The organism is Pseudonocardia aurantiaca, from assembly GCF_039526725.1.
In the GTDB taxonomy this organism is placed as follows: domain Bacteria; phylum Actinomycetota; class Actinomycetes; order Mycobacteriales; family Pseudonocardiaceae; genus Pseudonocardia; species Pseudonocardia aurantiaca.
The window spans coordinates 74,639-94,825 of sequence record NZ_BAAAJG010000005.1 but is presented as its reverse complement, the minus strand read 5'-3'; the positions used below and the strand labels follow the sequence as shown (position 1 = coordinate 94,825).

Genomic DNA, 20,187 nt, shown 5'->3' with positions numbered 1-20,187 from the left:
CGACCCGACGGGGTGGCTGCGCGTCCGGTGCCGCCCGGCCGTCACGACCGCCGCCGGTTCGCCGCCACGACGTCGCGCACCGCGGCGACGACGTCGTCGACGTCGCCGGGGCTCATGCGCGGGTAGATCGGGAGCGAGAACATCCGGTCGAACTCGGCGGCGGCCACCGGGAAGTCGTCGCGCTCGAAGCCGTAGCGGTCGCGGTAGTAGGGCTGGGTGTGCAGCGGGATGAAATGCACGCTCGTGCCGATGTTGCGCAGCCGGAGCTGCTCCACGAACTCGGCGCGGTCGATGGTCAGGGCCGGCAGGTGCAGCCGCAGCGGGTAGAGGTGCCACGCGTGCGTCACGTGCGGCCGGCGGATCGGCGTCTCCACCTCGTCGATGTCGGCGAGGAGCGCCGTGTAGCGCGCCGCGATCGCCGTGCGCGTGCGCTGGAACGACCGCCAGCGGCGCAGCTGCGTGGCCGCGAGCGCCGCCTGGATGTCGGACATGTTGTATTTGAAGCCCGGCATGAGGACCTCGTAGTCCCACGAGCCGCGCGGGCCGTAGCGCTGCCAGGAGTCGCGGCTCATCCCGTGCAGGCTCCACAGCCGCGACGTCTGCACCAGCGCTTCCGAGCCGGTCAGCACCCCGCCCTCGCCGCTGGTGATGTTCTTCGTGGCGTAGAGCGAGAAGCACACCGCGCGCTGATCCTGACCGGAGACCTCCCCGATCGCGACGTCGCGGAAGGCCGCCCCGAAGGCGTGCGCAGCGTCCTCGACCACCGGGATCCTGTGCGATCGGCCCATCTCGAGGAACTGGTCGAGCTCGACGGGGTGCCCCGCGTAGTGCACCGGGAGGATCGCCGCGACCTCGTCCCCGTATTCGTCGAGCGCGCGCCGCACGCCCGCCGGCTCGAGGTTCAGCGTGTCCGGCTCGACGTCCACGAAGAGCGGGCGGCAGCCGATCTGCTCGATCACGTGAGCCGTGGAGCAGAACGTCATCGGGGTCGTGATGACCGCCTTGCCCGCCGGCACGTCCAGCGCGCTCAGCGCGACGTGCATGGCCGCGGTCCCGGAACTCAGCGCGAGCGCGGCCGTCGCCCCGACCTCGGTGCTGAACTCCCGCTCGAACTTCTGGATCTGCGGCCCGGAGGTCAGCCAGCCCGAGCGGAGGACGTCGACGACCTCGTCCACGTCCTCCTCGTCGATGGTCGGCAGGGCGAAGGGCAGGAAGCTGCCGCGGCGGACGAACGGCCGTGTCGATGATTCGCGCGCAAGCTCGCTCATACCGGCTGCCACCGCCGGTCCGAGCCGTCCAACCGGCCCGCGACGCCGCCGGTCAGCACGACCATCGCGTCGCCCGCCCCGAGACGGAGCGCGCATTCATCGGCATAGGACGGGTCGATAGCGGGCACGGTGACGTGAGAGATCGAAGGGTGGATCGGGCGATCGTCCAGTTCGCCCACGCCGAACAGCTCCTCATGTAGCTTCTCGCCGTCGCGCAGTCCGGTGTAGACGACCTCGACGTTGCGTCCGGCGATGTCCATCAGCTGGTGGGCCACATCGGCGATGCGGACCGGCGCTCCCATGTCGAGCACCAGCGCCTCTCCGGGCCTGCCGATCGCCGCCGCGTAGATCACCAGCTGCACGGCCTCGGGGATCGTCATGAAGAACCGGGTGACGTCGGGGTGGGTCACCGTGATCGGGATCCCCGCCGCGATCTGCTCGGCGAACGTGGTGAGCACCGACCCCCGGCTGCCTAGGACGTTGCCGAACCGGACCGACAGCAGAGTGCCCTCGGCCTCGGCGGCGACGTGCGCCACCAGCCGCTCCCCGATCCGTTTGGACCGGCCCAGGACGCTGATCGGGTTCGCCGCCTTGTCCGTGCTGATGTTGACGAAGCGCTCGACGTCGGCCAGGCGCGCCGCCTCCAGGACCGTGCGGGTCCCGACCACATTGGACTTCCACGCCTCCTCTGGGTACTGCTCGAGCAGAGGGAGGTGCTTGAGCGCGGCCGCGTGGAACACCACGTGCGGCCTGCGCTCCTTGAAGATCGCGTTGATGGTCTCGGCGTCGCGGATGTCGGCGAGGATGAGGTCGGGCGAGTCGAGCAGCGCGGTGCCGTGGATCGACAGCTGGGTGCCGTGCAATGCGGACTCGTCACGGTCGAGCATCAGCAGCTCGGCGGGCTCGAAGCGGTGGATCTGCCGGCACAGCTCGGAGCCGATCGATCCACCCGCGCCCGTCACCAGCACCCGCCTGCCGGTCAGGTAGCCGGCGATCGCGGCGAGGTCGATGTCGACGGGGCGCCTGCCCAGCAGGTCGGTGATGTCGAGGTCGCGCAGGTCGGCGTGGCCCACCCACGGGCGCAGCAACTCGGCCAGCGGCGGCAGCACCTTCACCCCGAGGCCGGACTCGGTGGCCGCCCTGGCGAGGGTCCGAACGATGCCCGCGTCGGCCTCGCGGCGGGCGACGACCAGCAGGTCGGCCCGGGTGGCGGCGGCGATCTCGGCGAGGTCGGAGTGGGTGCCGCGCACCGACACCCCCGCGACGCGACGGTTGCGCAGGTCGGGCGCGTCGTCCAGCAGTGCGACCGGGAGGTAACCACTGTCCTGATCGGACAGCATCGATCGCACCAGTTGCCGGCCGTCGACGCCGGCGCCGAAGATGATCACGCGCTGGGACGAGTGGCGGTCCGGCCGGGCGTTGCGCTCGCGGTAGAGGCGCACGGCCACCCGGGCGCCGACGGCGATCAGGAGCGCGATGAGCGTGGCGATCAGGGGCACCGACCGCGGGACGAGCGGGCTGCTGCTCAGGATGTTGACGCCGAAGAGCACCCCTCCCACCACGCCCGTCGCGATGCTGACGTTGATCGCGTCCTCGACGGTGCCGATGGAGTCCCGTCCCCAGTAGACCTGGAACGCGGCACCCACGAGCGGGACACCCGCGACCGCGAGAAACGTGATCAGTCCGAGATTCGCGTCGGCGATCTGCTGTAGATCAAGTTCGTACCGCAGCACTGTGGCACCGTAGAGCGCAAATGACCATGCACTGATGTCGAAGGCGCACAGACCGATCCTTCGTAGTACCCAGGATGACGATCTCCGCGCACCTGCCAACGCCATGCAATCCTCCTCCGGCATGGAAGAATGATCAGAAAAGGTCAGGCTTGTGCGGCCCCCCAGGCGACCTTGTGCTGGGACTGTCGATAGGTCCCATAGTTCCGTTACACCGAATTCACGCAAAGATCTTTGATCTGGCATCTGGCATCCTCACGAACCGTGACCACCACTTCCTTGCCCCGGATCTTGTTCGTCGGCGCCGTCGAGGAGGGCCGCCGCTGCCTAGAAGCCCTGCTCAAGCAGGGGGAGCAGTTCGCGGGCTTCGTTACGCTCGATGCTGCACTCGCGAGTGTCACGTCGGGCTGGGTTCCGTTCGACGACCTGGCCGCCGCCCACGGAGTCCCGTTGATCACCGTCCGGAATCTGAACACTCCGGAAAACGTCGCCCGAATAGGTGAACTGCAGCCCGATCTCATTCTGGTCGTCGGGTGGACCCGGCTGCTCGGAACCGAGCTCCTGCGGATGCCACCGCTCGGCGCCGTTGGGTTCCACGCGAGCCTGCTCCCCCACTACCGCGGACGGGCGCCGGTGAACTGGGCGCTGATCAACGGTGAGCGCGAGACGGGTAACACCATGTTCTTCCTCGACGAGGGCGTCGATACCGGCGACGTGATCGACCAGCGCCGGATCGCCATTCTCGACGAGGACGACTGCGCCTCGCTCTATCGGAAGGTCGCGGACTCCGCAGTGGACATGCTGCTCGAGCACCTGCCCCGGCTGAAGGCAGGCACCGCCCCGCGCGCCGCGCAGGACGAGGGGCAGGCGACCGTCATGCCGCGCAGGCGCCCCGAGGACGGGCTGATCGACTGGAGCCGCGACACACGCAGCCTGTTCAACTGGGTCAGGGCGCTGACCCACCCGTACCCGGGCGCCTTCACGTTCCACAATGGCCGGCGGCTCTCCGTGTGGCGGGCCGCGGAGGCCGCGCCCGACCCCGTCACCGGCGCCGTGCCGGGCAGGGTGTTCGTCGGGGACGACGAGCAGGTCCACGTCGCCACCGGCAACGGGCTGCTGCGGCTGGACCGCCTCCAGTGGGAGGACGAGGAGGAGCAGCCCGGAAAGGCCCTAGCTGGGCTGGACGGCGCCGTGCTCTCGGGGCGTCCGTCGTGAACGTCCTGGTGGTGGCCGCGCACCCGGACGACGAAGTGCTCGGACCCGGCGGCACCGTGCTGCGGCACGCCAAGGCGGGCGACGACGTGAGCGTCCTGATCGCCTGCACCGGCACGAACCTGCGCTACGGCTCCGAGGAGACCGCGGAGCTGCTCGACGCGGCGCGGGAGGTCGGCGAGCTGCTGTCGGTGCGCCTCGTCCTCGGCGAGCTGCCCGATCAGGCGCTCGACACGCTGGCACTACCCACAGTTGTCGAGGTGGTGGAGCGGGAGATCGCCGCGGCCGGCGCCGAGGTGGTGTACGTGCACCACTGGGGTGACATCAACCGCGACCACCGGATCCTCTGTGAGGCGACAGTGGTCGCCACCCGCCCGTACGCGGCGCCCGGCGTGCGCGCGGTGCGGTGCTTCGAGACGCCCTCCTCCACCGAGTGGGGACCTCCCGGGCAGGCCCCGTTCGTGCCCAACCTCTTCGTCGACGTCGCGGACGTGCTCGACGCCAAGATCGACGCGTTCGGCCGGTACCGAAGCGAGGTGCGTCCCGCGCCGCACCCCCGCTCGCTCGACGCGCTGGCCGACCGGGCGCGGTACTGGGGATCGGTGTCGGGTCTCACCGCCGCCGAGCCGTTCGCGGTGATGCGCGACCGCTGGTAAGACCCGGCCGGGGTTGTCATGATGGGGCCCAGTGAGGAGGGCAGAGTCGATGAACCGGACCAGCGACCAGAAGGTCACCCACGGCCAGGAACTCGCCCACGACGGCGCGCCGGCGCAGCCGGAACTGGCCGAGGGGACACTGGGCAAGCCCATCACCGAAACGTCCTGCCGCCTCTGCTGGCACGAGCACCTCGTGTGGCGGGCCGGGGTGTGGACGCTGGAGCACCGCGGCCCGCTCAGCGCCTGCACCCACCACTGCCACGACACCGAGCAGCTCCTGCCGTCGGTGAGCTAGGGCCCCGCTCAGCGCCGACGGCGCCGTAGGCCGGACCGGCTTTCGGGCGCGTCGGCGGGCGCGGCGTGCCGACGGTTGACGAGTGCCGGGTCGGGGCGCCGGGCGGGCTCGCCGTTCGGGCCACGGGGCGTGTCGTCGGGTTCGTCGGCCCTGCGGTGCCGGGCCCCGGCCGCGCGCCGCTGAGCGGGCACCGCGACGACGTGCGTGGCCTCGGCGTCGGCTACCGCAGCGGGGACGGCCGCGGGAATGACCATCGTCGCGACGTCTCCGGGGTCGACCTGCGTGAGCGGCGGGGGCGGTGCGGCCCGCTGCACCGGCACCGGGACTGGCATCGGCCGTAGCGTCGGCACCGGCGCTGGCGCCGGCATTGGTACCGGCTTCGGGCCTGGGACCGGCTTCGGCACCGGCATCCGCGGTTCCGCGGGCCCTGCGGCCTGCCGCAGGGCCCGCACATCGACCAGGCGCGCGACGAGCGCGGCGAGCAGCGCCCGCACGGCGTCCGCCTGCGACGGGTCGACGGGACGTGCCGCGGTGCCCAGGAGTTGGAGCGCACCGTACCGCTCGTCGCCCGCGATGAGTGGCAGCACGAGTGAGCTGGTGAGGCCGGTCTCCGCCGCAGCCGCCGCCAGCGCGGGCGGGCCGACACGGGTGAGGTCGGGCGTGCGCAGCGGGCGCCCGGACCGGGTGACGGCCGGCAGCGGTCCCGCCCCGCCATGGCGCTGGACCTCACCGATCCGTCCGGCCTCGGCGCCGGACGCGACCAGCGTCGGCTCCCGGTCGGACGGCTCCATGACGAGCACGACGGCCCCTGCCGCGCCGGTGGCGTCGGGGAGCGCGGTGCAGATCCGGCTCAGCAGGGCGGTGAGATCCAGGTCTCGAGCGCTGGTGCGGCCCACGTGCAGCGTGAGCGGGACGAGCGACTGGTCGACCACCGTCATCGGCGCCCCGACAGCGGGCGCGGGCGGGCAGCGGCACAGGGCATGGCGAACTCCTCGGGCCCGGCGGGACGGGGAGCGAGCCGGGGCCCAACTCTGCGTCGCCAAGGTGGCGCCCGGCGTTACGCGTCCGGCGACGGTAGGAGGGGCGCTCCTAGGGCACCCGGCCAGCCGTCACGAGCTGCTCCCACGTGAGGCTCGCCCGCCGCACCAGGGTGATCAGCAATTGCCCCGTCATCCAGGCGTCGTAACCCGCCCGGTGCCGTCGCCTGCCGGGTTCGGGGGGGCGCGACGAGCCCGGCGTGGGTGACCAGCCGGTCCAGGCCGTAGCCGCCTGCGAGCCGAGGCCAGACGCTGCGGGCGAGCCGGCAGGCGAGGGCGCCGGGATTGCTGGGTGACAACAGAGACTCCGGATGAGTCCGCCGTATGGCGGTGGGCTGGCGTCGTGCACCGGCCGAAGAAGCGCCGCTGCACGTCGGAGGCTCGCGGCGACGCCGGCGCGTCCGATGCGGTAGATCATCCTCGGATACGGAACGTGACAGTCGCGCACCCCAAGTGACAATTCACCTTTGAGGCAACTAACATTTCGCCTGCTTGTGTGCCTTCTTCCGGGCCCGCGCGTTCAGCCCGCCGGGAGCACGGCGGTGGCCTTGAAGAACGTGTAATGGAAGGTCCCGCCGTCCTCCGCGGTTCGGCGCAGGTCGGTCACGCCCCGGTCCCACGCCTGCTCGGTTATGAGACCGGCCAGCAGGGCGTCCTCCCGGACGGACTCGACCATCGCGGTGAACGTCTGGAGCGTGAAGCCCTCCACCAGCGCGGGCCGGGTGGCGTCCACGTAGACCGGGCGGGGCTCGACCCGCACCTCGCCGTATCCGGCGCCGGCGAGCAGCGGCTGGAGCCGGCGGCCGAGCAGCCCGTCACCGCCGGCGTCGGCTTGCAGCTGGACCAGGCAGTCGACGGCCGCAGTGGCGAAGATGCTGGCCGGGTGGAAGAACGCCGAGCCGTGGTCACCCTCGATCACAGTGATCGTCCCGCCGGGCCGCAGCACGCGGCGCAGCCCGGTCAGGGCGCGGTGGGGGTCGGCCAGGTGCTCCAGCACGAAGCACACGAAGAGGTGGTCGAACGAGGCGTCGGGAAACGGGAGGTCGAAGAGGTCGGCCGCGCGCCACACCACGTCCGCGCCCGGCGCGGCGCCGGTGACCCGCGCGCGGGCCTCGGCGAGCGACGCGGCCGAGACGTCGACGGCGGTGAGGTGCACGCCGGGGCTCGCCCGCACCAGGTGCACGGTCTGCGCGCCGACCCCGCAGCCCACCTCGAGCACCCGGCTCCCCGCCGGGTAGGCGGTGCCGGTGTGCAGCAGCGCGGCGAGCGTGTCGGCCTGGTCACCCAGCCTGCCGGCCTCGCGGGCGGAGTACCCGTGCACGTAGCGGGTTGTCGTCGCGGTGTCCATGACGGCAACCCTGGTGCGAGTATGGCCCGATGGGTAGGGCCAAAGTGGACGCTGATCACCGGGCCATAACGCCGGGCTCGGACTTCCTCCAGCTGAACGTCGCCGACGCCCCAGCCGGCGGGCTCGCCGACTGGCTGGCGGGGCAGCTCCGGCTCGCGATCGCGGACGGGCGGCTGCCCGTGGGCGGCAGGCTGCCGGCCTCGCGCGTGCTGGCGAGCGAGCTGCGCGTCTCGCGGGGCGTCGTCACGGAGGCCTACCAGCGCCTGACCGAGGACGGGCACGTCGTGGGCCGCGGCCGGGGCGGCACCGTGGTCGTCGCCGCGCCCCTGCCACTCCCGCCCGCGTCGCGACCGGGCGGAGCGGCGCCGGGGGCGGCTGCGGTGTTCGGCGATGAGCCGGGCCCCGAGGTCTTGGAGCGGATGCGCGCGGCTCCCGCCCGGATCGACCTCAGCCCCGGCGTGCCCGACCTCACCGCGTTCCCGCGGGCGGCGTGGCTGCGCGCCGAACGGGCGGTGGTGGGTGAGCTCGCCCCCGCCGACTTCGGCTACGGCGACCCGCGCGGAACTCCCGCGCTGCGGCTCGAAGTGACCCGCTGGCTCGCGCGGAGCCGCGGCGTGCGGGCGGACCCGGACCACGTGCTCGTCGTCGCCGGGTTCGCGCAGGCGCTCGCGCTGCTCGCGCACGTGCTCGGCCGGGGCGGGATCACGGAGGTGGCGGTGGAGGACCCGGGTTCGCTCGGCGTCCGGCACCAGTTGCAGAGCTGGGGCGTGTGGACCCCGCCGGTGCCCGTGGACGAGGGTGGGCTCCGGGTCGACGCGCTGCGGGCGAGCGGCGCCGCGGTCGTGGTGCTCACCCCGGCCCACCAGTTTCCCACGGGTGTGGTGCTCGACGGTGAGCGGCGCCGCGAGCTGCGACAATGGGCCGACGAGGGCGGCCTGGTCGTCGAGGACGACTACGACGCCGAGCACCGCTTCGACCGCCCGCCGGTGCCCGCGCTGCGCTCGATGCTCGGCGAGCAGGTCTGTTACGCCGGGAGCGTCTCCAAGCTGCTGGCCCCGGCGCTGCGGGTGGGCTGGCTCCTCGCGCCGCCGCGGTACCGGGAGGCCTTCGTGGCCGCGAAGCGCAACACCGACCTCGGCAACGCGGTGCTCGCGCAGCTCGTCCTGGCCAGGTTGATGGAGTCGGGCGATCTCGAACGGCATCTGCGACTGCTGCGCCGGCGCCACCGCGATCGGCGCGACGCCATGATCGGCGCGATCGGCACGCACCTTCCCCGTGCCACCGTCCACGGAGCGGCGGCCGGCCTGCACTTGATGATCACCTTCGCCGGCGACGTCGACGATGTGGAGCTGGCCGCGGCCGCGCTCGCCCATGGCGTGAAGGTCCATCCGCTCTCCTGGCACGGTCAGCTCCGGGGCCGCCCCGGCCTCGTGCTCGGGTACGCGGCGCGCACCGCAAGCGAGATCACGGACGGCGTCCGTGTGCTCGGCGAGCTGCTCGAAGATCGCCAGTCGGACTAGCGGCTACCGCCGCTGCCGAACGCGACCGCTGCGACCAGGACCACGGCGGCGCGCACGTTCACGGGAGTGGATCCATCAGGTTCGACGTGGTCGGGCCGGGCGCGTCAGGGGACGCGGGCCGCGACCTGTTCCAGGATCGGACGATTGACGGCGCACGGGTCGCCGCTGGGAAGCACGGTCGACATCGCGGCGATGCCGGTGGCGAGCTGCACGGCGCTGTAGCAGAGCGGCTCGCCGCGCTCCAGCGTTCCGCGCTGCTCCACCCCCGGCTTGCCGCTGAACTGCGCGGCCGCCGCGCCGGGACGTGCGGCGGGGTCGGCGGAGAAGGCGCCCTGCGGGGTCCCCCACACCAGGCTGGAGAACATCGGCCCGGTGTTGAACGAGCAGCCGACGGAGTAGCCGCTCTGAGGGGTGACCGGCATCGCCGCGGCGATCTTGGGCTGGGTGGGTCGCAGCTCTTGCGGGTAGCCGTCCCAGCCCACGATCGTGCACGGGTCGAACGGGGCGCCCACCTGCTCCGGTGAGGGCGGGGGGTCGAGGTCGCCGAGCGCGAGCGCACCGCCCACCGGGGTGATCGGCGCGGCCGGTGTGCCCAGCGCCTGCGCCGCGGCCTCGGCCACCCGCTGGACCTGGTCGCAAGACGCGGTGATCTTTGCCGTCTCGTACGTTGGCTGGAAGCCCGGGTTGCCCTGCACGGTGAAGTCGCTGGACTGGAACGTCAGGATGCAGTCGCTGCCGAGCGACATGTGCGCGGCCGGCCGCCCGGCGACGACGGCACCCTTCAGCGGCTCGGAGGCGACACTGAGCTCCACGGCCGCCCACACGTCCGTGAGGTCGGCGGCGCCCTCGCCGATCCGGACCCCGATGCTGCACCCGTACGGCCCGGACAGGTTTGCGCGGGACTCGGCGAGATCGACGGGCGCCCCGTCCGCGAGCACCGGCACCAGCTCCGCAGCCAGCGCGCACGGGTCGGTGCCGCCCAGCGCCGGCGCCGGGCTCGTCCGGCCCTGGGTGCGGAGCGGCGGCGACACGAGGCGCTGGCCCACGGCGTTGACGTAGTCGCGGGCGACGTCGCACGGCGGCCGGTTGGCCGAGACGTTGTAGGAGGTCACCTCGATGCCCCACGGCCGGTCGCCGTCCGGCCCGATGGGGTAGCTGTAGCTGCAGGTCGCCTCGCTGCTGTAGCCCGTCTGCTGCAGCTGGGTGGCCCCGAGCGCGATCGGAGCGGCGCCGTCGACTGGCTGCACGGTTGCGATGCTGAACGTCAGCTCCCACTCGCTGACGCCGTCGGGCTGCTTCAACCGCAGCCGGCAGGTGTCGAGGCCGATGGAGGGCAGCAGCTCGTCGGGGGTGTACCCGGTGACGCTCGCGGCTGCCTGGACGTCGTGCACCGCGCAGAGATCCCAGGTGCGGACCGTCGCGAAGACGGCCGCAAGAGCCTGCTCGTCGGCGTCGAGCGGCAGTGCGGCGGCCGTCTGCTTCGCCCCGGCGACGGGACCCGCGGCGCCGGTCACGGTCTGTGCACAGCCCGTGACCAGTAACAACACCGCCGCCACCATGGCGACCCCGACACCGACCTCACGACTTCCCCCCGAGCATGAGCTCACGCCAGGCACCGTATGCGGCTACCTCCGGACGCCCCTGCCAGGGGCGCCCGTTCAGCCCTGCGGCCACTACTCCACCATCCGTAAGCCCGAGGTCACGGCGTGTTTCAGGCCGAAAGCAGCTAGCAGGTATGCGAGGACTCCCGCTGGCAGGCAGCGCCGATTCGGGCTAGCGGTAACGACACGCGGGCCGTCTACCGCAACGCTCGACGAGGTCTTCGGAACACAGCGGCCCGAGTCGCCCATTTTCCCCTACCAGCACGGGAATCAACCTATGAACCTTCCCAAGGTCATCACTCTCGCGTGGGTCGTGGCGGGCCTCATTGCCTCCGTGACCGCGTGCGCGAACGCGGCTTCCATTCCGCCAGGCCAAGCCCAGGCTGCGCCCTCGGTCAGCATGCCAATCCCGCCGCAGCTCAATGTTCCCGCCGGCCAGCAGATGGTTGTCACGCTCCATGTCCAACGCGGATCCCAAATCTACACGTGCACGGCGGGCGCGTGGACCCTCAAGGGACCGGCCGCGCTGCTCGCGTCCGATTCGCAGGAAGTGCTGCACACGCTTGGTCCACAGTGGATCTCGGTGAACGACGGTAGCTCCGTCACCGGCACGCCGGTCGCCACGGTGCCAGTTCAGGACGCGGTACCCGAGTTGCTCCTGAAAGGCAGCGCGAATCAGGGCGACGGGCTGTTCGCCAAGGTGGATTTCATCCAACGGCTGGACACCCAGGGCGGCCTCCCGCCGACCGGGACGTGTACTGACGGCTCCCAGACGGTCGTCGGATACACCGCGATATACCAATTCTACGCACCGGTGCCACCGCCGCAGAATTGATTCAATGTCCGGGTCAGTCTCGGTCGGTGTCCGGGTGTACGGCCAGGAACACCGACCACGGCCGGCCGCCGGGGTCCGGGGGGCGGTCGGCAAAGTCCTGCAGCACCTCGTCGAGGCGCCGCGTCAGCTCGGCGTAGCCGGCCTCGTCGAGGCGCAGGCCGAGGCGCGAGAGGCGGAGGTCCTCGTCGGGTAGGTCCGATGTGGTCTCCAGAAACGCCTCGATCATGGGACGGGCGGACCCCCGCGTGTCCAGGCGCCACGACTTGCGGGTGGCCCGGTAGGGCACCGGGCGCGAGCCGCGGGGGCCCTCCTCGGCGGGGAGCGCCTCGAGGAATCCGGTGGCCGTGAGCGTCCGGACGTGGTGCAGCACGCTCGCGGGCGGACGGCCGAGCCGCTCGGCGATCTGGGCGTTCGTCATCGGTTCGTCCAGGCACATCCGCAGGATGCGCACCCGCAGCGACGACGCGAGCGCCTTCGCCTCGGCGTCCGTCGCCGGGCGTCGCGGCAGGTGGGTCGGCTCCACCTGCACAACGCTAGTAGTCGACCGATTGACTTTTCCCAATCAGTCGGGTGACCATCACTCGTGTGACGCCGGTGCCGACCGCCCCTCTCGTCCGCTGGTACCGCACCAGCCTCGCCGGCCATCCGGACGGGCTGAACTTCCGCCGGCTGTGGGTGGGCGACACGTTCAGCCAGTTCGGCACGCAGGTCGGCCTCATCGTCCTGCCCCTGCTCGCGGTGTCCGTGCTCGGCGCCGACGAGTTCGAGATGGGGCTCCTGGCGACGTTCGAGACGCTCGCCTTCCTGGTCATCGGCCTGCCGGCGGGCGCGTGGGTCGACCGCATGCGCAAGCGCGAAGTCCTGGTGGTGGCCGATCTCGTGCGCGGCCTGGCCCTGCTCACGCTGCCGGCCGCGTGGCTGCTCGAAACGCTGACGTTCCCGCTCGTGCTCGTGGTGGCGGCGGTCGTCGGCGTCGCGACGGTGTTCTTCGACGTCGCCTACCAGAGCTACCTGCCGTCGCTGGTGCCGTCCGAGCGCATCAGTGAGGGCAACGCCAAGCTGCAGGTGTCGCAGTCGGTCGCGCAGATCGCCGGTCCGGGACTGGGCGGCGTGCTGGTCAGGGCGCTCGGGGCACCCCTCGTCGTACTGCTCGACGCCCTGTCCTACTTCGCGTCGGTGCTGTTCCTGCTGCGCATCCGGCACCGGGAGGGCCCCATCCGCCGCAGCGGCAGGCGCCTGCACAGCGAGATCGGCGAGGGGCTGGCGTTCGTGTTCCGCGAGCCCCTGCTGCGCCGGATCGTCGCGACGACCGCGCTGGGGAACCTCGCCGGGAGCGTCACCAACTCGATGCTCGTGCTGTACGCGATCCGCGACCTCGGCATCGGCGAGACCGGGCTGGGGCTCGCGCTGAGCGTCGGTGCGGTCGGCGGGCTGGCCGGCGCGCTGCTCGCCGAGCCGCTGCTCAAGCGCGTCGGCGAAGGCCGGACGATCGCGTTGGCCCTGTTGCCGGCCCTTCCGATGTACGTCCTCGTCCCGCTGGCCGAGGGGCACCCCGGGCAGGCGGCGGTCACGATGATCGCGACGTCGATGGCCATTACCGGCGTGGGAGTGGTGGTCTACAACGTGGCCCAGGTGTCCTTCCGCCAGCGGCTGTGCCCCAGGCCGCTGCTCGGCCGGATGAACGCCTCCGTCCGGTTCGTGGTGTGGGGCACGATGCCGGTCGGCGCGTTCCTCGGCGGGGTCATCGGCAGCCGGTTCGGCGTGCTCACCGCGCTCTGGGTAGGGGTGGCCGGGCAGGCGCTCGCGGTGCTGCCGGTGCTGCTCAGCCCGCTCGTCCGGATGCGCGATCTGCCCCGCGGCCTCGACCAGCACGCCTGAGCTCCGCCCACCCTGCTACTGCATCGCCCGCGCCGAAGCCGTCCGCCCTTCTCACGATCCTTCCTTGCTCCACCCGCACCGCCGTCTCCGTCATGTCCCCTAGGTCCGTCACGCCGGCCGCCGCCGCGACCGCGCCGGACTCGTCGTGGACGATCCGCAGCCGCGGCCACGCCGACGGCGGGATCGCGTGGCGCAGGAGGCCGCGGAACTCGGCGACGGCAAGCCGGGCCAGCGGGCCGAGCTCACCCGGGTCGGGGCTGACGAGCACCGCGGTCACCTCGACGCCCGGCGGCGCGGCGCGCAGCGCGTCCTCGGCGGCGGAGAGCCGGTGCAGCCCCAGCACGGTGACCACGCCGTCCGACGCGAGCGGCGCCGGTTCGCCGCGCAGCGCGTCGACGGCGGTCGGCGGCGCCCACGGCTCGTCGGCCGCGCGGGCCTCCGGGACGATTGGCGGGCCCGTCCAGCCGTCGGCCAGGTCGAGGCCGGCGAGCTCCTCGCACACCCGCACGACGTGGAACGGCTCGCCGAAGCCGGGCGCGGCCGCGGCGAGCCGGCTCGCCCCGTGGAGGGTCGTGAGCGCAGCCTCGGCCACGCGCACCAGGCGGGCACCGGGCGAGCGGGCCGGGCGCAGCTGCTCGAGCGCGACCCCGAGCAGGATCGCGTCGAGCTGCAGGAGCTGCGCGAACGGGCGTCGAGTGCGTTCGTCGGCGAGCACCTCGGGGATGAGGTCCGCGGCGAGCCGCGACGGGCTGCCGCGCTCGTCGGTGGCGAGCGGGAGGTCCGCCACCCAGGCGCGGGCGAACGCGCCGAGCGCCTCCCGCGGGCTGCGCCTGGGATCGGCGGGCGGCGGCGCGGGGGCACGCTCCGCGGCGGCGGCCAGCACCGCGAAGTACAGCGCGCGCTTGCCCGGGAAGTTGGAGTAGACGGCACCGCGGGTGAGGTCGGCGCGCTCGGCGATCTCGTCGATCTTGGCCTCGCGGAAGCCGCGTTCGGTGAACTCCGCCCTCGCCGCGGCCAGCACCTTCTCCCGGTTGCGCTCCTGCGTCTCCGCCCTGCTGAGCCTCGCCACCGTTCTCCTCGCAGAGTTGCCCTTCCGAGGCGCTCAAGATACCTTCCCCATCCAGATGATGTGACCATCTGAAATTGGAGGACTGGTGACCACTGCGGTGCCTGAGATCAACCCGGCCGACCCGGCCGTCCTGCACGACCCGGTCGGCACCTATGACCGGGCGCGGGAACAATCGGCGCTCGCCCAGATGCCGATCCCGGGCTTCGGCGCGTTGTGGCTGGTCACCCGCCACGAGGATGCCCGGGCGATGCTCGCCGACCCGCGGTTCGAGCTGAACTCCGGGAGTTTCATGCGCCCGCCCGGCATCCCGGAGCACTGCCTGGCCTACATGCGCACGATGTCCGAGATGGACGGGCCCGAGCACGCCCGCCTGCGCAGGCTCGTGTCACCGGCGTTCACCCCGCGCCGGGCCGCGGAGTTCCGGCCGCGGATCGAGCCGATCGTCGACGCTCTGCTCGACGCCCTTCCCGAGCACGCGGAAGATGGCACGGTCGACCTGCTGGCGCATTTCGCGCGGCCGCTGCCGATCGACGTGATCTGCGAGCTGGTCGGCATCCCCGAGCAGGCCCGCCCGAGCTGGCGCGAGTACGGCGCCGCGGTCGTCGGCGGGATGGGCCCGGCCTTCGTCGCGGCCGTCCCGGCGATCATCGAGGACGCCAAGGCAGCCGTCGCGCGCCGCCGCGCCGAGCCCGCCGACGACCTCCTCTCCGACCTCCTGCGCGTCCAGGCCGAGGACGGCGACCGGCTGAGCGACTCCGAGCTGGTGACACTCGCGTTCCACCTGGTGCTCGCTGGGCAGACGCCGACCAACCTCATCGCCAACGGCGTCGAGGCCCTGCTCACCCACCCCGACCAGCTCGCCGCGCTCCGTGCCGACCCGACGCTCGCGCCGCGGGCCGTCGAGGAGCTGCTGCGCTGGTGTGGCCCGCAGCTCCTGGCGACCCCGCGCTACGCGCTCGAGGACGTCGAGATCGACGGGGTGCTCGTGCGCAAGGGTGAGCCGGTCGCCGCCGCGCTCGTCTCGGCCAACCGCGACCCGCGGGCGTTCCCGGAGGCGGACCGCCTCGACATCACGCGGCCCGGCGGCCAGGCGGCGCACCTCGGCTTCTCCCACGGGCCGCACTTCTGCCTCGGCGCGTCGCTGGCGCGGGTGGAGACCGAGGTCGCGATCACCGCGCTGCTGCGCCGCTACCCCGGCCTCGCGCTCGGCGTCGCACCCGAGGACCTGCAGCGCGCTCCCGACGGCGGCACCTGGCGGCTGGCCGCGCTCCCCGTCACCCTCTGAGGATCAGAGTGCGTCGAGGACGGGAATCAGCTGCTCCTCCTCGTACGCCAGGTGGCGTTCCAGCTCGTCGGTGAGCCGGTCGACTTCGGATCGCACGAGCAGCGGGTCCGCGCCGTCCGCGATGACCGCCCGGAGATCCTCGACGAGCGCGGCGATCGTCTCGTGCTCGGCGCGCAGCCGCTCGACCGTCCCGCCGAGCTCCGGGTAGCGGTGCGCGAGATGCGGGAACATCGCGATGTCCTCGCCGGCGTGGTGGTTGTGCAGCCCGGCGCAGACGGTCAAGCAGTTCACGCGGAGCTGGGCGCCCAGCCCGGCGCCCGACTCGGCGATCTCCTTGCGGATCAGCGCGAGCTCACGGCGGAACGCGTCGTGCACCAGCTTGAGGGCCGCCCCGCCCGACGTGCCGGGCGGGAACCCGGGTGGGCCGGGCAGCGGCGCGATCGCGACCACGGGGATCACGCGGGTGGTCCGCGCCTGGTAGTCGGCCCATCCGGGGTCGGCCTCGGCGGCGCGGGCGAAGGCCGCGTCGCGCTCGGCGCCCTCCATCACGACGGCGGTCGCGTCGTGGGAGAAGGCGCCGTCCTCCACGTGGACACGCGGGTCGGCGACGACGTTGTGGAACCAGTCCGGGTGTTTGGCGGCGCCGCCGGCCGAGCCGATGACGAGGACGCGCGCACCGCCGTCGGGGAGGTACCCGAGCGGAACAGTGTGCCGGGAGCCCGAGCGGGCTCCGGTGGTGGTCAGCAGGAGCAGCCGGGCTCCCTCGAAGAAGCCTCCGACCTGCCCGCCGTTGGCGCGGAACTCGTCGATGACCTGCTGGTTGAAATCGTTGGGCATACGCTTCCTTCTTCTGAGTCAGGCGGGTCGCGGGCAGCACGAAATGGCCGCGGGTCGCGACCGCAGCAGAAAATGGGGTAATGCATGAGAACGGTGGGGAGCAACGCGCAGGGATGCGCGGAGACAAGGAAAGGGGCGGGCCGCGGGCCCGCCGGGCGCTCACGCCCTGGCCGGGTACCCGACTCGCTCGTGGCCCATGGCCGACCCGGCAGTCACGGGTCGGACTCTAGAGCGTGAAAGGCGTCAGGGCAACATCTCCCCCTGGCAGGGAGGGTGCTGACCGGCGAACGCCGCCCGACGGGTGATCGCGGGGCGGCCGCGCCGGCACGACGGGAAGCACCTCCGCAATACAACCTGCCGCTTCTCGCCGAGCGCAACTCACGCACCCGAATTCAGCGACTCGCGCACATCAATCCAGCGACTCGCGCAGGCACCTGCGAGTCGCTGGAAAAGTGCGCGCGAGTCGCTGGATTCGGGTGTGCGAGTTGGGCCCTTTCGGCGCTGCGCTGGACTCGATCGGCTGCCCGCCCGCCCGGCGTCAGCAGATCGCGGCGAGCCTGGCCCACCTGCACTGCAACCGCCTGTTCGGACCCTACCGGGCCCGCGAGCGGGCCGTGCTGGCCCTACTGCACGGCGGGTTCGCGCTGCTGCCGACCGCGCGAGGTTCGGCCGATGAACGAGCTTGCGAGCGAATCAATGTCACAGCGCCTGCACGAAGCGCCGGCCGAGCAATGAGCACGACACTGCGCGTCCGGAGGTGCGGCGGTGGGCGGCGGACGTGGCCGCGGAGGTCGGTGACCGCCACTGTGGCGTGCGTCCGCCGCCCGGTGGGCCATCCCCGGTGGGACGGGTCGTCGCTCCTGCTCGGTCACCCGGGCATCGCCACGCTGCACGCGACCCTGTCCGTCGCCGACAGCTCGTGGGCCGGCGCCACGACTCGCTCGTCGTGGCACGTCGGGGGTGGCGCGGGCGCTGCATCTGGCCGGGCGGGCGCTCGGCGACCCGGAGATGTCGGCCGTGGCGGTGGCCGCCTTGCGGGGCGTGTTCCGGCGCCCGTGGCCGCATGCGAACCTGACCGGCCCAACGCTGTGCCACGGCGAGGCCGGGCTGCTCCAAGCGGTGCTCCGGGTGACGGAGACCGACCGCGACCCCGTGCTGCTCGCTGCGGCGGGCGTGTTGGCGGGACGGATCCTGACGGGCTTCGACCACCAGGCGCCGTTCGGCTTCCGGCACGGGCACCGCACCCGCCCCGGCGGGCTCGTGGGCGTCGACGAACCCGGCCTGCTGCAGGGGGCCGCCGGCGTCGCGCTGGCCCTCGCGACCTTCGCCCGGCACCCGGGAACGGCGGGCACCTCGACGTGGGATTCGATGCTGCTGCTGAACTGACGCCCGTCACGACCTCCTTCAGGGGCCTCCGGGCGTGACGGCACCTGTGCGGGGCCTCTACGCCGCGCGCGGCCGAGTCAGAACGGTGGTTCGTCGTCGGCTGGATCGTCCGCCGGGTCGGGGTGTTCGGGGGTGGGCTGGTCGGGTGGTGGTCGGGCCGCCCAGGTCTGGGGGAACGGGTCGTCGTTGTCGCGGTAGTCGTGCGGGGTGCTGCGGTAGCGGTGCCCGGTCGGGGTGATCCACTCGATGACGCCGTCGGGCAGGGCGTGGACCTGCCAGCCGGGGCTGTGTTTCAGGTGGTGGTCGTGGCTGCACCCGGTGGCCAGGTTCGCCTCGCTGGTCGGCCCCATCGGGAAGGGGATCAGGTGGTCGAGTTCGCTGTCCGCGGCCCGGCGGCGGCAGATGGGCTGCCGGCACCGGACATCGCGGGCGCGGACGTGGTCGGCCAGCCCGGCCGGGGGCCGGTAGGTGGCGCGCCCGTGATCGAGCAGCGTCCCGGACTGCGGGTCGTAGACCAGGCGTACGAGGGTGGCGTCGGCGGCGATCTTCCGGGCGTGCCCGGCGGTGATCGGGCCGTGCCCGACCAGCTCACACGGCTGCTGATCCGCCCCGAGCAGGGTGGTGAACGGCATGACCACCTGCACCAGCGGCTTCCCGGGGGACACCGGCCGCGGCCCGGTGTCGGCGCCGCCGGGTCGGTGGCGGGGGTGAGCCGGCCGGTCAGCAGCGCGGCGAGCAGGTCGGCGCGGCGGGCGTCCATGGAACGCGGGTCCTGCGCCCCGCAGCCCCGCGCCAGCCGCGTCAGCCACCCGAACGCGGCGACCGCGTCGGTGGCCGGCAGCAACGCCCACAACGAGGCCATCCCCTCCGGCTCCGGGTTGACCGCAACGCGGCGGTCCCGGCGGGCGGCCGTGTGCCGCTGCTCGGCGCCTTCGGGGTCGGCCGCGATCACCGCCCGGGCCAGCGCGGCCCGCAACTGGGCGAGGGTTTGTTCGGGGGCGCGGGGCAGCACCCGCTCCTGCACCGCCCGCGCGGTTTCTAGCGGGAGGTGGCGGGTGGCGTCGCAGATCGCGGTCACCCGGCGTTCGTCCAACCGCCCGGCCTCCCACAGCCCGAGGGTTTCGGGGAGCCGCTCGACGAGCTCCCGGGACTGCCCGATCCGGCCGGTCGCCGACCACCGGGACAGCCGTAGCGCCAGCCCCACCTCGTCCGGGGCGTACGGGCTGGCCGCGCAGGTGCGGTCGGTGCCGGCCAGGTCCTTGGCGTCCGGCGGGCGGCGGCGGGCGAACTCCGCCACGACCCGGGCCTGCCGGGCCTGCGCCCACGCGGCCTGCCGCTCGAACCCGACCATCGCATCGATCAACTGCGCATCCGACAAACCCGCCGGGTCCGCCGTGTCCACGTCCAGTTCGAGCGCGGCGATCCCGGACGGGGCGGTGTCGGCCCAGGTCCGGTCCGGTGGCGGCTCCGGCCAGGTGAGCAGGTCCAGATCCGCGAGCTCATCCCGTACGGGAGCGGTCGCGGTCTCGAACATGTGTTCGATTTTAGGCGAGATGTCGATCTCCCGCAATGCGGCAGGGCAACCGGATTGCGATCTTCAACGGGTCTGGGTCGTAGTGGGGTAGTCGGTCGCGCGGAAGCATCCGTGGAGGTGGTCGTTGATCACGCCGACGTTCTGCATGAACGCGTACACGCTCGTGGGCCCGACGAAGCGGTACCCCTGCGACTTCAACTGCTTCGCGAACGCCTCCGCCTGCGGCGTCGACTTGGGTAGGTCGGCGAGAGACCGCGGTGCCCGCTTGCGGGTGACCTCGTAGGACTTCGCGAGCGCCACGAGGCTCGGCGACGCGGACAGCATTGCACGCGCGTTGTCGACGGTGGCCTGGATCTTGCCACGGTTGCGGATGATCGAGGCGTCCTGTACCAGCCGGTCGACGTCCCGCTCGGTCATCGCCGCGACCTTGGCGACGTCGAAGCCACTGAATGCCAAAAGGAACGCGTCCCGCTTCCCGAACACGATCGACCAGCTCAGCCCCACCTCGAACACGCCCAGGGTGAGCGCCTCGAACATCGCGGACTCGTCGTCGGTGCGGGTACCCCAGACCTCGTCGTGGTAACGGCCGAACGCGGTATCGCCGGCGCCGGCCCAGGCGCAGCGCGGCTTCCGGTGGTAACCGATGATCACGTCGCTGCTCATCCGGCCCTCCAGCGTCCCGCTCCGCCCGCACCC

19 protein-coding genes are annotated in these 20,187 nt (G+C 72.6%); 8 read left to right on the top strand and 11 right to left on the bottom strand.

What is annotated here, in order from left to right; genetic code table 11:
• Window positions 1-41: 41 nt before the first annotated feature.
• Window positions 42-1,268 (bottom strand): DegT/DnrJ/EryC1/StrS family aminotransferase, encoded by a 1,227-nt coding sequence (locus ABD143_RS09000; protein ID WP_343974127.1) that lies wholly within the window; start codon window positions 1,266-1,268, stop codon window positions 42-44.
• Window positions 1,265-3,001: a polysaccharide biosynthesis protein gene (locus ABD143_RS08995; protein ID WP_343974124.1), complete on the bottom strand. Its 1,737-nt coding sequence runs from the start codon at window positions 2,999-3,001 to the stop codon at window positions 1,265-1,267. Before ABD143_RS08995 ends, ABD143_RS09000 begins: the two co-directional genes overlap by 4 nt.
• 261 nt (window positions 3,002-3,262) lie before the next feature.
• Here ABD143_RS08995 and ABD143_RS08990 point away from each other — a divergent pair, with 261 nt between their 5' ends.
• The 3 genes from ABD143_RS08990 to ABD143_RS08980 are packed head-to-tail and all read left to right on the top strand — an operon-like array spanning window position 3,263 to window position 5,161.
• On the top strand, window positions 3,263-4,213 hold the full coding sequence (locus ABD143_RS08990) for a methionyl-tRNA formyltransferase (RefSeq protein WP_343974121.1): 951 nt from the start codon (window positions 3,263-3,265) through the stop codon (window positions 4,211-4,213).
• On the top strand, window positions 4,210-4,866 hold the full coding sequence (locus ABD143_RS08985; RefSeq protein WP_343974118.1) for a PIG-L deacetylase family protein: 657 nt from the start codon (window positions 4,210-4,212) through the stop codon (window positions 4,864-4,866). Before ABD143_RS08990 ends, ABD143_RS08985 begins: the two co-directional genes overlap by 4 nt.
• A 49-nt stretch (window positions 4,867-4,915) precedes the next feature.
• Window positions 4,916-5,161 carry a hypothetical protein gene (locus tag ABD143_RS08980; RefSeq protein ID WP_343974115.1) on the top strand — a complete coding sequence of 82 codons (246 nt, stop codon included), beginning with the start codon at window positions 4,916-4,918 and terminating at the stop codon, window positions 5,159-5,161.
• A gap of 8 nt (window positions 5,162-5,169) precedes the next feature.
• Here ABD143_RS08980 and ABD143_RS08975 read toward each other — a convergent pair whose 3' ends face one another.
• A complete protein-coding gene (locus ABD143_RS08975) occupies window positions 5,170-6,099 on the bottom strand; it encodes a GAF domain-containing protein (protein WP_343974112.1) in 930 nt (309 codons plus the stop codon).
• 619 nt (window positions 6,100-6,718) lie between these two features.
• A complete protein-coding gene (locus ABD143_RS08970; protein ID WP_343974109.1) occupies window positions 6,719-7,546 on the bottom strand; it encodes a methyltransferase domain-containing protein in 828 nt (275 codons plus the stop codon).
• Between the two features lie 29 nt (window positions 7,547-7,575).
• On the opposite strand from ABD143_RS08970, the gene pdxR reads away from it, so the two are divergent.
• Window positions 7,576-9,066 (top strand): MocR-like pyridoxine biosynthesis transcription factor PdxR, encoded by a 1,491-nt coding sequence (pdxR, locus tag ABD143_RS08965; protein WP_343974106.1) that lies wholly within the window; start codon window positions 7,576-7,578, stop codon window positions 9,064-9,066.
• A gap of 104 nt (window positions 9,067-9,170) precedes the next feature.
• Here pdxR and ABD143_RS08960 read toward each other — a convergent pair whose 3' ends face one another.
• The gene (locus tag ABD143_RS08960) at window positions 9,171-10,673 is read right to left on the bottom strand and encodes a hypothetical protein (RefSeq protein ID WP_343974103.1); all 1,503 of its coding nucleotides are present in this window, start codon (window positions 10,671-10,673) and stop codon (window positions 9,171-9,173) included.
• Window positions 10,674-10,944: 271 nt separating this feature from the next.
• Here ABD143_RS08960 and ABD143_RS08955 point away from each other — a divergent pair, with 271 nt between their 5' ends.
• Complete coding sequence (locus ABD143_RS08955; RefSeq protein ID WP_343974100.1) at window positions 10,945-11,502, top strand: DUF3455 domain-containing protein; 558 nt, start codon at window positions 10,945-10,947, stop codon at window positions 11,500-11,502.
• Between the two features lie 13 nt (window positions 11,503-11,515).
• Here the strand turns inward: ABD143_RS08955 and ABD143_RS08950 are convergent, their stop codons facing one another.
• The gene (locus ABD143_RS08950) at window positions 11,516-12,025 is read right to left on the bottom strand and encodes a helix-turn-helix domain-containing protein (RefSeq protein WP_343974097.1); all 510 of its coding nucleotides are present in this window, start codon (window positions 12,023-12,025) and stop codon (window positions 11,516-11,518) included.
• 47 nt (window positions 12,026-12,072) lie between these two features.
• Here ABD143_RS08950 and ABD143_RS08945 point away from each other — a divergent pair, with 47 nt between their 5' ends.
• The gene (locus ABD143_RS08945) at window positions 12,073-13,380 is read left to right on the top strand and encodes an MFS transporter (RefSeq protein WP_343974094.1); all 1,308 of its coding nucleotides are present in this window, start codon (window positions 12,073-12,075) and stop codon (window positions 13,378-13,380) included.
• Here the strand turns inward: ABD143_RS08945 and ABD143_RS08940 are convergent.
• Window positions 13,325-14,449 (bottom strand): TetR family transcriptional regulator, encoded by a 1,125-nt coding sequence (locus ABD143_RS08940; RefSeq protein WP_343974091.1) that lies wholly within the window; start codon window positions 14,447-14,449, stop codon window positions 13,325-13,327. The genes ABD143_RS08945 and ABD143_RS08940 overlap by 56 nt on opposite strands.
• Window positions 14,450-14,534: 85 nt before the next feature.
• On the opposite strand from ABD143_RS08940, the gene ABD143_RS08935 reads away from it, so the two are divergent.
• Window positions 14,535-15,734, top strand: coding sequence for a cytochrome P450 family protein (locus tag ABD143_RS08935; RefSeq protein WP_343974088.1), 1,200 nt, complete (start codon window positions 14,535-14,537; stop codon window positions 15,732-15,734).
• Window positions 15,735-15,737: 3 nt separating this feature from the next.
• On the opposite strand, the gene ABD143_RS08930 is transcribed toward ABD143_RS08935, so the two are convergent.
• Window positions 15,738-16,571 carry a nitroreductase/quinone reductase family protein gene (locus ABD143_RS08930; RefSeq protein WP_343974085.1) on the bottom strand — a complete coding sequence of 278 codons (834 nt, stop codon included), beginning with the start codon at window positions 16,569-16,571 and terminating at the stop codon, window positions 15,738-15,740.
• Window positions 16,572-17,531: 960 nt separating this feature from the next.
• Between ABD143_RS08930 and ABD143_RS08925 the strand changes: the two genes are divergently transcribed.
• Window positions 17,532-17,957 (top strand): lanthionine synthetase LanC family protein, encoded by a 426-nt coding sequence (locus ABD143_RS08925; RefSeq protein WP_343974082.1) that lies wholly within the window; start codon window positions 17,532-17,534, stop codon window positions 17,955-17,957.
• A 77-nt stretch (window positions 17,958-18,034) separates the two neighbouring features.
• Here the strand turns inward: ABD143_RS08925 and ABD143_RS08920 are convergent, their stop codons facing one another.
• From ABD143_RS08920 to ABD143_RS08910, 3 genes are all read right to left on the bottom strand, one after another.
• Complete coding sequence (locus tag ABD143_RS08920; protein WP_343974079.1) at window positions 18,035-18,307, bottom strand: hypothetical protein; 273 nt, start codon at window positions 18,305-18,307, stop codon at window positions 18,035-18,037.
• A gap of 11 nt (window positions 18,308-18,318) precedes the next feature.
• Window positions 18,319-19,491 carry a DUF222 domain-containing protein gene (locus ABD143_RS08915; RefSeq protein ID WP_343974076.1) on the bottom strand — a complete coding sequence of 391 codons (1,173 nt, stop codon included), beginning with the start codon at window positions 19,489-19,491 and terminating at the stop codon, window positions 18,319-18,321.
• Between the two features lie 63 nt (window positions 19,492-19,554).
• Complete coding sequence (locus tag ABD143_RS08910; RefSeq protein ID WP_343974074.1) at window positions 19,555-20,154, bottom strand: DNA-3-methyladenine glycosylase I; 600 nt, start codon at window positions 20,152-20,154, stop codon at window positions 19,555-19,557.
• Window positions 20,155-20,187: the final 33 nt, after the last annotated feature.

Bases quoted from the DNA above. Each gene is read 5' to 3' on its own strand.
- ABD143_RS08920 (WP_343974079.1), bottom strand. From the start codon at position 18,307: ATGGGGCCGACCAGCGAGGCGAACCTGGCCACCGGGTGCAGCCACGAC.
- ABD143_RS08980 (WP_343974115.1), top strand. From the start codon at position 4,916: ATGAACCGGACCAGCGACCAGAAGGTCACCCACGGCCAGGAACTCGCC.
- ABD143_RS08975 (WP_343974112.1), bottom strand. From the start codon at position 6,099: ATGACGGTGGTCGACCAGTCGCTCGTCCCGCTCACGCTGCACGTGGGC.
- ABD143_RS08915 (WP_343974076.1), bottom strand. From the start codon at position 19,491: ATGTTCGAGACCGCGACCGCTCCCGTACGGGATGAGCTCGCGGATCTG.
- ABD143_RS09000 (WP_343974127.1), bottom strand. From the start codon at position 1,268: ATGAGCGAGCTTGCGCGCGAATCATCGACACGGCCGTTCGTCCGCCGC.
- ABD143_RS08910 (WP_343974074.1), bottom strand. From the start codon at position 20,154: ATGAGCAGCGACGTGATCATCGGTTACCACCGGAAGCCGCGCTGCGCC.
- ABD143_RS08955 (WP_343974100.1), top strand. From the start codon at position 10,945: ATGAACCTTCCCAAGGTCATCACTCTCGCGTGGGTCGTGGCGGGCCTC.
- ABD143_RS08970 (WP_343974109.1), bottom strand. From the start codon at position 7,546: ATGGACACCGCGACGACAACCCGCTACGTGCACGGGTACTCCGCCCGC.
- ABD143_RS08930 (WP_343974085.1), bottom strand. From the start codon at position 16,571: ATGCCCAACGATTTCAACCAGCAGGTCATCGACGAGTTCCGCGCCAAC.
- pdxR (WP_343974106.1), top strand. From the start codon at position 7,576: ATGGGTAGGGCCAAAGTGGACGCTGATCACCGGGCCATAACGCCGGGC.